This window comes from Streptomyces sp. NPDC001941 (assembly GCF_040296945.1).
In the GTDB taxonomy this organism is placed as follows: Bacteria; Actinomycetota; Actinomycetes; order Streptomycetales; family Streptomycetaceae; genus Streptomyces.
Genome location: NZ_JBEOYE010000021.1, coordinates 100,840 through 111,312 on the forward strand (window position 1 = coordinate 100,840; position 10,473 = coordinate 111,312).

Sequence of the window (10,473 nt, forward strand, 5' to 3'; positions counted from 1 at the left end):
GATGCCGTCCGCCGAACCCAAGGTGCTCGCCGTGATCCCCGCCCGGGGCGGCTCGAAGGGGGTGCCCGGCAAGAACCTCGCCCCGGTCGGCGGGGTCCCGCTGGTGGCCCGCGCGGTGCGCACCTGCCTGGCCGCCCGGCACGTCACGGACGTGGCCGTCTCCACCGACGACCCGGACGTCGCCGCCGCCGCCCGCGCGGCCGGCGCCCAGGTCGTGGACCGGCCCGCCGCGCTCAGCGGCGACACCGCGTCCAGCGAGGCGGCCGTGCTGCACGCCCTGGAGGCCCACCCCGACGCCCGGGTCGTGCTGCTCGTGCAGTGCACCAGCCCGTTCCTGGCCCGCGAGGACGTCGAGGGCGTCGCCGCCGCCGTCCTGGACGGCGCCGACACCGCCGTCACGGTCGCCCCCTTCCACGGCTTCCTGTGGCGCGACACCCTCGGCGCCCGGGGCGTCAACCACGACAAGGCCCACCGCCCGCGCCGCCAGGACCGCCCCGAGGACCTCCTGGAGACCGGCGCCGCCTACGCCATGGACGCCCGCGGCCTGCGCGAGCACGGCCACCGCTTCTTCGGCCGCACCGCCCTGGTGCGCACCGACCCGGCCCGGGTCCTGGAGGTCGACGACCCGCACGACCTGCGCCGCGCCCGCGCCCTGGCCCCGCTCCTGGACGAGCGGCGCACCCCGCGCCGCGCGGACGTGGACGCGGTCGTCCTGGACTTCGACGGCACCCAGACCGACGACCGGGTGCTGATCGACTCCGACGGGCGCGAGCTCGTCGCCGTGCACCGCGGCGACGGCCTCGGCGTCGCCGCCCTGCGCCGCGCCGGGCTGCACCTGCTGATCCTGTCCACCGAACGCAACCCGGTCGTCGCCGCCCGCGCCCGCAAGCTGCACGTCCCGGTGCTCCAGGGCGTCGACCGCAAGGACGCCGCGCTCAAGCACTGGTGCGACGAGTACGGCATCGACCCGCAACGCGTGCTCTACGCCGGCAACGACGTCAACGACCTGCCCTGCTTCGGCCAGGTGGGCTGGCCCGTCGCCGTCGCGGACGCGCACCCCCCGGTGCGCGCGGCGGCCCGCGCCGTCACCACCGCGCCCGGCGGGCACGGCGCGGTCCGCGAGATCGCCGCCTGGCTGCTCGGCCCCGACCTCGACGACGCCCCTACCCCCTGAAGGAAGTCCCGGTATGACCTCCCGTCTGCGCACCCTCGGCGCGAAGACCGCCGGACCCGGCCACCCGGTCTACGTCACCGGTGAGATCGGCATCAACCACAACGGAGACCTGGACAAGGCGTTCGCCCTCATCGACGCCGCGGCCGACGCCGGCTGCGACGCGGTGAAGTTCCAGAAGCGGACCCCCGAGCTCTGCACCCCGCGCGACCAGTGGGACGTCGAGCGCGACACCCCCTGGGGCCGGATGACGTACATCGACTACCGCCACCGGGTGGAGTTCGGCGAGGACGAGTACCGCGCCATCGCCGCGCACTGCGGGCGGCGCGGCATCGACTGGTTCGCCTCCCCGTGGGACACCGAGGCCGTCGCCTTCCTGGAGAAGTTCGACGTGCCCGCCCACAAGATCGCCTCGGCCTCGCTCACCGACGACGAACTCCTGCGGTCCGTGCGCGCCACCGGCCGCACGGTCGTCCTGTCCACCGGCATGTCGACCCCGAAGCAGATCCGGCACGCCGTCGAGGTGCTGGGCAGCGACAACATCCTGCTCTGCCACGCCACTTCGACGTACCCGGCCCGGGCCGAGGAGCTCAACCTGCGGGTCATCAACAGCCTGATGGCCGAGTACCCCAACGTGCCGATCGGCTACAGCGGCCACGAGACCGGGCTGCAGACCACCCTGGCGGCCGTCGCGCTCGGCGCCGCCTTCGTCGAGCGGCACATCACCCTGGACCGCGCCATGTGGGGCTCCGACCAGGCGGCCTCCGTCGAGCCCGGCGGCCTGGCCCGGCTGGTGCGCGACATCCGCACCATCGAGACGGCGCTCGGCGACGGGGTCAAGAAGGTGTACGACTCCGAGCTCGGCCCGATGAAGAAGCTGCGCCGCGTCCCGGCCGCGGTCTGACGCCCATGGCCGACCTCGCCTTCGTGGAGAGCCCGGTCCAGCTCCTGAACGTCCTGGAGTGGTCCCACGCCCGGGTCCTGCCCGCCGTCCTGCCCGCCGTCCCGGCCCAGCGCGGCGCGTCCGGCACCGCGCCCCGGGGGCCCGCCCTGACCGTCGTCGTCCTGTCGCCCACCGACCCGATGTCCCGCGGCCAGCTGCGCCGGATGGCCCAGCTGGCCCGCGAGGAGGGGATCGAGGTGTGCTGGCAGGAGGCGCGCGGCGGGCGGGGCTCGCTGCCGCGCACGGTGCGCCGGCTGGCGCCGCTGCTGCGCGCGGCCGACCGGGTCGTCATCGGCGACCCCTACTCGCGCTACGTCCAGCTGCTGCTCGGCCTCTTCGCGCCGCCGCTGGGCCCGCGCGAGCTCACCGTGGTCGACGACGGCACCGCCACCATGGAGTTCACCGCGGGGCTCGCCCGCGGCGAGCGGCTGGTGCGCTGGCACCGGCGCGGCAGCCGCTCGCCGCGCGAGCTGCTCCTCGCCCCGGTCTCCGCGCTGGCCCGGCGCCGGCTCGTGCCGTCCGGGCGGCGGGGCGTGGAGGTCTTCACGGCCCTGCCGGTGCGGGCGCCCGAGGGCGTCACGGTGACCCGCAACCAGTTCGCCTGGACCCGCGCGCGGTTCGGGCCGCCCCGGCTCACCCGGGGCGCCGACCTGGTGGGCACCTCGCTGGTCGAGACGGGCGTGGTCGACCCCGGCCCGTACGTGGCGGCGGTCGGCGCGCTGGCCCGCGCGCACGGTGCCACCCGCTACTTCGCGCACCGCCGCGAGGGGGTGGAGAAGCTGCACCGGATCGCCGTGGAGACCGGCCTGGAGATCGTCCGCCCGGACCTGCCGCTGGAGCTGATCGCCCGGCGCGGCCCGATCGGGCGCACGGTCCTGAGCTTCCCCTCCACGGTCGTGCACACCCTGCCGCTCGCCCTGGCCGGTACGGGGGTGACGATCGCCGTCTGCGAGATCGCCCCGCAGTGGCTGCGGGCCGGGGCCTCCCCGCGCGCCCAGGGCTTCCTGGCCGGGGTCTCGGGGACCGCGGCGCGGGACGTGCACCGGCTGCCGATCCCGGTCTGAGCGGCCGCCGGGGGAGGACGCTCCGGCGGCCCCGAGGCCCGGGTCCGCAACTCCGTTCGCGGGTCCGCAACCCCGTTCGTACGGGCGGCCGTTCGAAGGGGCGGTTCGAGCGGCGCTCGACCGTGAGCAAAGTCGGGTGAGCATACCCATCGCGCGCGGCGCCCATGCGCCTTAAGGCCACGAATCTTTCCCCTATCGGGCTGAACTTTTGTTGATCGGCGGTCAGTTGGGTACCGAAGGGACGTACCCTTCAACGGGTGAACCAGTTGATGTCCCGCGAGTCCGAAGCCGACCTGCCCGGGGAAGCCCTGCCCGGCACGCTGGGGGAGCCCCTGCGCGCCGAACTGATCGCCTTCCGCCGGGACTTGCACATGCATCCCGAGCTCGGCAACCAGGAGTTCCGTACCACCGCCGCGATCAAGGCCCGCCTCGAAGCGGCCGGCCTCGCGCCACGCGTACTGGACGGCGGCACCGGTCTCGTGTGCGACATCGGCACCTGGGACGGCGTGCGGCCGATGCTGGCGCTGCGCGCGGACATCGACGCGCTGCCCATCCCGGACACCAAGACGGACGTGCCCTACCGCTCCACGGTGCCCGACCGCGCCCACGCCTGCGGCCACGACGTGCACACCACCGTGGTCCTCGGCGCCGGCCTGGTGCTGGCCGAGCTCGACCGGCAGGGCGAGCTGCCCCGACCGGTGCGGCTGATCTTCCAGCCCGCCGAGGAGGTGCTGCCGGGCGGCGCCGCCGACGCCATCGACTGCGGGGTGCTGGACGGCGTCGGCAAGATCGTCGCGGTGCACTGCGACCCCCGGGTCGACGCGGGCCGCATCGGGCTGCGCCACGGGCCGATCACCTCGGCCTGCGACCGCCTGGAGATCACCCTGGACGGCCCCGGCGGGCACACCGCCCGGCCGCACCTGACCACGGACCTGGTCACCGCCGCCGCGAAGATCGTCTCCGAGGTCCCCGCGCTGCTCGCGCGCCGGGTGGACGCCCGCTCCGGCCTCGCCCTGACCTGGGGCCGCATCGAGGCGGGCCACACCTGCAACGTGATCCCGCAGCACGCCGAACTCTCCGGCACCGTGCGCTGCCTGGACCTGCCAGGCTGGCGCGAGGCGCCGGACCTGGTGCACGCCGCGATCGACGAGGTGGCGGCCCTGCACCGGGCCAAGTCCACGGTGAACTACGTGCGGGGCGTGCCGCCGGTGGTGAACGACCCGGTGATCGCCGAGCTGCTCCGCGACGGGATGGCCGCGCGCCGCGGCCCGTACTCCATCGAGGACACCGAGCAGTCGCTCGGCGGCGAGGACTTCTCCTGGTACCTGGAGCACGTGCCGGGCGCGATGGCCCGTCTGGGCGTCCGCAGGCCGGGTGACACCGCGCGGCGCGATCTGCACCGCGGGGACTTCGACGTGGACGAGCGGGCGATCCAGGTCGGCGTCGAACTCTTCACCGCGGTGGCGATGATCGACGGCGACCAGGCGTGACCGCTCGGTGATCGAGGGCGATTCGTAGCGACATACAGAAGACACCCCCCGTTCGCGACGATCCGATAACGGCTGCCGAACAGGTCTTTACGTGACATCTACGCGCGTTACGATCGCCGCGAAACCAGCGCCGCGAAGAGGCGCTTCGGTCAGGTTTGAAGGAGCCTCCCCTTGCGCCGGATCACCAGGATCACCACCGTGGGCATCGCCTCCGCGGCGCTTGCCCTCACGGCCACCGCCTGCGGCAAGTCGTCCACCTCCTCCTCCAGCGGCGACAAGAAGGACGCCGGCGCCGCCATCGCGTACGACATCGGTGGCCGCGGCGACCAGTCGTTCAACGACGCCGCCTACGCGGGCCTGCAGAAGGCCGAGCAGGAGCTCAGCGTCAAGGGCGCCGAGGCCGAGCCGTCGGCCGGCGAGAGCGACGCCGACAAGGTGCAGCGCCTGACCGAGCTGGCCCGCAAGGGCAACAACCCGGTCATCGGCGTCGGTTTCGCCTACGCCCCGGCCATCGAGAAGGTCGCCAAGAAGTACCCGAACACCACGTTCGGCATCATCGACGACACCTCGAAGACCGGCAAGAACATCGCCAACCTGGTCTTCAACGAGGAGCAGGGCTCCTACCTGGCCGGCGTCGCCGCCGCCAAGGCATCCAAGACCGGCACGGTCGGCTTCATCGGCGGTGTCGAGGTCCCGCTGATCAAGAAGTTCGAGGCGGGCTTCACCCAGGGCGTCAAGGACACCAAGCCCGGCGCCACGGTGCTCAAGCAGTACCTGACCCAGCCGCCGAACTTCGACGGCTTCGCCAAGCCCGACCTGGGCAAGGCCGCCGCGCAGGGCATGCTCGACAAGAACGCCGACGTGATCTACGCGGCCGCCGGCCTGGCCGGCTCGGGCGCCATCGAGGCCACCGCCACCAAGGGCAAGTGGGCCATCGGCGTCGACTCGGACCAGTACAAGCAGGCCGGTCTGGCGAAGTTCAAGGACAAGATCCTGACCTCGGTCACCAAGGACGTCTCGGACTCCGTCTTCAACCTGATCAAGTCGGTCAAGGACGGCAAGCCGCAGTCCGGCGAGATCCGCTACGGCCTGGACAAGGACGGCGTCGGCCTGGCCGACTCCAACCCCGAGTACAAGAAGATGGCCGACGTCATCGCCGCCGTGGAGAAGGCGAAGAAGGACATCGTCGACGGCAAGATCAAGGTCAAGACCACTCCGTAACGAGCGGTCCGAGATCGACTTCCTCCGTGGGCCCGGGGCGGCGAGCCGCCCCGGGCCCACGGAGCGATTGCACCGCCAGATTCACGATTCGGCAGCGCTACGCGTGTAGACGTACCTCCGGCACGATAACTTCGCCCCGCCCTGCCCCTGCCCCCTCCCACTCCTCCCCGGCCAAGGAGAGTGCGTCATCAACGCGTCCAGCAGCCCCCCCGCCGCGGTAGAACTGCGCGGCATCACCAAGCGCTTCCCCGGCGTCGTCGCCAACCACGACATCGACATCACGATCCGCAAGGGCACCGTCCACGCCCTCTGCGGCGAGAACGGTGCCGGCAAGTCGACCCTGATGAAGATCCTCTACGGCATGCAGAAGCCGGACGAGGGCACCATCACGATCGACGGCACCCAGGTGTCGTTCGCCACCCCCGCCGACGCCATCGAGCGCGGCATCGGCATGGTGCACCAGCACTTCATGCTCGCCGACAACCTCACGGTCCTGGAGAACGTGGTGCTCGGCGGCGAGAAGCTGTACGGCATCGGCGCCAAGGCCCGCCGGAAGATCAAGGAGATCTCCGACGCCTACGGCCTCGGGGTGCGCCCCGACGCCCTGGTCGAGGACCTCGGCGTCGCCGACCGCCAGCGCGTGGAGATCCTCAAGGTCCTCTACCGCGGCGCCAAGATCCTCATCCTGGACGAGCCGACCGCCGTGCTCGTGCCCCAGGAGGTCGACGCCCTCTTCGCCAACCTGCGCGAGCTCAAGGCCGAGGGCCTGACCGTCATCTTCATCTCGCACAAGCTGGGCGAGGTGCTGTCCGTCGCCGACGACATCACCGTCATCCGGCGCGGCACCACCGTCGGCACCGCCGACCCCCGCAACACCACCACCAAGCAGCTCGCCGAGCTGATGGTGGGCAGCGAGCTGCCCTCGCCCGAGACCCGCGAGTCGACCGTCACGGACGTCCCGCTGCTCCAGGTCGAGAAGCTGAAGCTGACCGCCCTGGACGGCGACGGCGTGGTGCGCGACGTGCTCTCCGACGTCTCCTTCACCATCCACAAGGGCGAGGTCCTGGGCATCGCCGGCGTCGAGGGCAACGGCCAGACCGAGCTCATCGACGCGCTGATGGGCCTGCGCGACCCGGACGGCGGCGCCATCGGCCTCGACGGCGCCGACATCTCGCACGCCTCCACCCGCAAGCGCCGCGAGGGCGGCATCGGCTACATCCCCGAGGACCGCCACCGCCAGGGCCTCCTCCTGGAGTCGCCGCTGTGGGAGAACCGCATCCTCGGCCACGTCACCGAGGCGCCCAACTCCAGGCGCGGCGTCCTCGACCCGAAGGCCGCCCGCAAGGACACCGAGCGGATCGTGCGCGAGTACGACGTGCGCACGCCCGGCATCGAGGTCACCGCGGCCTCGCTGTCCGGCGGCAACCAGCAGAAGCTGATCGTCGGCCGCGAGATGAGCCACGCGCCCAAGCTGCTCATCGCCGCCCACCCCACCCGCGGCGTGGACGTCGGCGCGCAGGCGCAGATCTGGGACCGCATCCGGGAGGCCCGCCGCGAGGGCCTGGCCGTGCTGCTGATCTCGGCCGACCTGGACGAGCTGATCGGCCTGTCCGACACCCTGCGCGTCATGTACCGCGGCCGCCTGGTCGCCGACGCCGACCCCGCCACCATCACCCCCGAGGAGCTGGGCTCGGCCATGACCGGCGCCGCCACCGGCCACCTGGAGGCCACCCCGGAGGACGAGGCCCGATGAAGAAGTTCGACAAGGACCGGCTGCTCCTGGCCGTCGCGGGTCCGGCGCTCGCGCTGGTCAGCGCGTTCGTCCTGACCTCGGTGGTGCTGCTCGCCAGCGGACTCTCGCCGTTCAAGCTGATGTCCCTGATGTTCGACCAGGCGGCGTACTCCGACGTCCAGGTCCTGATCATCAACCAGACGGGCACGTACTACCTGGCGGCGCTGGCGGTGGCCATCGGCTTCCGGATGAACCTGTTCAACATCGGCGTGGACGGCCAGTACCGCCTCGGCGTGATGATCGCGGCCGTGGTCGGCGCCGCGGTGGACCTGCCCGGTCCGCTGCACATCCTGCTGATCGTGCTGACCGCGATGGTCGTCGGCGCCCTGTGGGCCGGCATCGCCGGTGTCCTGAAGACCACCCGCGGTGTCAGCGAGGTCGTCTCCACGATCATGCTGAACGCGATCGCGACCGCGGTGATCGCCTGGCTGATCCTGCCGAAGAACCTCGGCGTCCAGCCGGAGGGCTCCAACGACCTGACCACCGGCGACATCGCCGAGTCCGGCTGGATGCCCGGCATCCCCATGGGCGACGGCGGCGAGATCTACGGCTTCACCTTCGTCGCCCTGGCGCTCGGCGTCGTCTACTGGTTCGTCCTCAACCGCACCCGCTTCGGCTTCGACCTGCGGGCCACCGGCGCCAGTGAGTCGGCCGCCAAGGCCAGCGGCGTGGACGCCAAGCGGATGATCCTCACCGCGATGCTGATCTCCGGCGCGGTCGCGGGCCTGATCGGCCTGCCGACCCTGCTCGGCGACACCCACACCTACAGCCTCTCCTTCCCGGTCGGGCTCGGCTTCATGGGCATCACCATCGCCCTGCTGGGCCGCAACAACCCGATCGGCATCGCGTTCGCCGCGCTGCTGATGGCCTTCCTCGACAAGGCCTCCAGCTCGCTGGACCAGGACGGCTACCCCAAGGAGATCGCCCAGATCATCCAGGGCCTGATCGTGATCGCGGTCGTCGTGTCGTACGAGCTCGTGCGCGTCTACGGCACCCGCCGCCAGCAGCAGAAGGTCGGCGAGGAACTGGCCGCCGGCGGCGCCCTCACGACCGACAAGGACAAGGAGGTCGCGGCATGAGCACCAGCACCGTCTCCGCGACGAGCGCCGCGCCCAAGAAGGGCGGCGGACGCCGCAAGCTCACCCTGCCGTGGATCCTGCTGATCGTCGCGGGCGCCCTGGCGCTGGTCTCGCTGGTCCGCCTGATCAGCGGCGCCAACGACATCACCTCCGTCGGCCAGGTCGCCGGCGCGCTGGAGCTGGCCGTCCCGATCGGCCTCGCGGGCCTCGGCGGCCTGTGGGCCGAGCGCGCGGGCGTGGTCAACATCGGTCTGGAGGGCATGCTGATCCTGGGCACCTGGTTCGGCGCCTGGGGCGGCTACCAGTGGGGCCCGTGGGTCGGCGTGCTGATCGGCGTCCTGGGCGGCGCGCTCGGCGGCCTGCTGCACGCGGTCATCACCGTGACGTTCAACGTGAACCACATCGTCTCCGGCGTGGCGATCAACATCCTGGCGCTGGGCTTCACCCAGTACCTGTCGACGTTCACCTTCGACAAGGCGCCCGGCGGCTCCTCCAAGCAGTCCCCGCGCATCGACCCGATCACCGACATCACCATCCCCGGGGTCTCCGACGGCCTCGCCACCCTCCAGGGCAAGCACTGGTTCCTGGTCTCGGACCTGGCGGGCCTGCTCGGCGGACTGGTCACCAACCTGTCGCTGCTGACGGTGGTGGCGCTGCTGCTGATCCCCGGCACCTGGTGGGTGCTGTGGCGGACCTCGTTCGGCCTGCGGCTGCGCTCCTGCGGCGAGAACCCGGTCGCGGCCGAGTCCCTCGGCGTGAACGTCTACAAGTACAAGTACATCGCCGTCACCGTCTCCGGCGGTCTGGCGGGCCTGGGCGGCGCCTTCCTGGCGATCGTGGCCACCGGCATCTACCAGGAGGGCCAGACCGGCGGCCAGGGCTACATCGGTCTCGCCGCGATGATCTTCGGCAACTGGATGCCGGGCGGCATGGCGCTGGGCGCGGGCCTCTTCGGCTTCACCTCCAGCCTCAAGCTGCGCGGCGGCGGCGAGAACGTCCACGCGATGCTGCTGCTCCTGGCGATCCTGCTGGTGCTGGTCGTCGTCTGGCAGCTGTACAAGCGGAAGTACGTCCAGGCGGCCGTCGCGGCCGTCTGCTCGGCGGGCCTGTTCGCCTGGTACGGGCTGACCTCCGAGGTCCCCAGCCAGTTCGTGGACGCCGCCCCGTACGTCACCACGCTGCTGGTGCTCGCGCTCTCGGCGCAGCGCCTGCGGATGCCGAAGGCGGACGGCCTGCCGTACCGCAAGGGCCAGGGCAAGTGACGACGGACGGCCCCGGCGACGTCGACTGGGAGAAGCTGCGGGAGGCGGCGCGCGCGGCCATGTCGCGCGCGTACGCGCCCTACTCCGGCTACCCGGTCGGCGCCGCCGCCCTCGCCGACGACGGGCGCACCGTCACCGGCTGCAACGTGGAGAACGCCAGCTACGGGCTCGGGCTGTGCGCCGAGTGCGGCCTGGTCTCCCAGCTGCGGGAGACCGGCGGCGGCCGGCTGACCCACTTCACCTGCGTGGACGGTGCCGGGGAGGTCCTGGTGCCGTGCGGGCGCTGCCGCCAGCTGCTGTACGAGTTCGGCGGCGAAGCGCTCCTGGTGGAGACCCCGCAGGGGGTCCTGCCGCTGGCGGCGATGCTGCCGCAGGCCTTCGGGCCCGACCACCTCAAGAAGTAGGCCGTCCTCGGACGGCGGAGCGGCGGCCCTGCCCGGTCACCCGGGCA

9 protein-coding genes are annotated in these 10,473 nt (G+C 72.2%); all 9 read left to right on the forward strand.

Features of this window, described 5'->3' with window-relative positions:
- The first annotated feature begins 1 nt into the window (after position 1).
- Positions 2-1,174, forward strand: a complete 1,173-nt coding sequence (locus ABT160_RS17080) for a cytidylyltransferase domain-containing protein (RefSeq protein ID WP_351648259.1) — start codon at positions 2-4, stop codon at positions 1,172-1,174.
- A gap of 13 nt (positions 1,175-1,187) precedes the next feature.
- A complete protein-coding gene (locus ABT160_RS17085; RefSeq protein WP_351648260.1) occupies positions 1,188-2,075 on the forward strand; it encodes an N-acetylneuraminate synthase family protein in 888 nt (295 codons plus the stop codon).
- Positions 2,076-2,080: 5 nt separating this feature from the next.
- Positions 2,081-3,178 (forward strand): hypothetical protein, encoded by a 1,098-nt coding sequence (locus tag ABT160_RS17090; protein WP_351648261.1) that lies wholly within the window; start codon positions 2,081-2,083, stop codon positions 3,176-3,178.
- Between the two features lie 269 nt (positions 3,179-3,447).
- Positions 3,448-4,668 (forward strand): amidohydrolase, encoded by a 1,221-nt coding sequence (locus ABT160_RS17095; protein ID WP_351648280.1) that lies wholly within the window; start codon positions 3,448-3,450, stop codon positions 4,666-4,668.
- Positions 4,669-4,839: 171 nt separating this feature from the next.
- A complete protein-coding gene (locus tag ABT160_RS17100; protein ID WP_351648263.1) occupies positions 4,840-5,889 on the forward strand; it encodes a BMP family lipoprotein in 1,050 nt (349 codons plus the stop codon).
- A 187-nt stretch (positions 5,890-6,076) separates the two neighbouring features.
- The gene (locus ABT160_RS17105) at positions 6,077-7,642 is read left to right on the forward strand and encodes an ABC transporter ATP-binding protein (RefSeq protein WP_351648282.1); all 1,566 of its coding nucleotides are present in this window, start codon (positions 6,077-6,079) and stop codon (positions 7,640-7,642) included.
- Positions 7,639-8,760 carry an ABC transporter permease gene (locus ABT160_RS17110; protein ID WP_351648264.1) on the forward strand — a complete coding sequence of 374 codons (1,122 nt, stop codon included), beginning with the start codon at positions 7,639-7,641 and terminating at the stop codon, positions 8,758-8,760. The genes ABT160_RS17105 and ABT160_RS17110 overlap by 4 nt, the downstream gene beginning before the upstream one ends.
- On the forward strand, positions 8,757-10,022 hold the full coding sequence (locus tag ABT160_RS17115; protein WP_351648265.1) for an ABC transporter permease: 1,266 nt from the start codon (positions 8,757-8,759) through the stop codon (positions 10,020-10,022). The genes ABT160_RS17110 and ABT160_RS17115 overlap by 4 nt, the downstream gene beginning before the upstream one ends.
- A complete protein-coding gene (locus ABT160_RS17120; RefSeq protein WP_351648267.1) occupies positions 10,019-10,426 on the forward strand; it encodes a cytidine deaminase in 408 nt (135 codons plus the stop codon). The genes ABT160_RS17115 and ABT160_RS17120 overlap by 4 nt, the downstream gene beginning before the upstream one ends.
- The last annotated feature ends 47 nt before the right edge of the window (positions 10,427-10,473 follow it).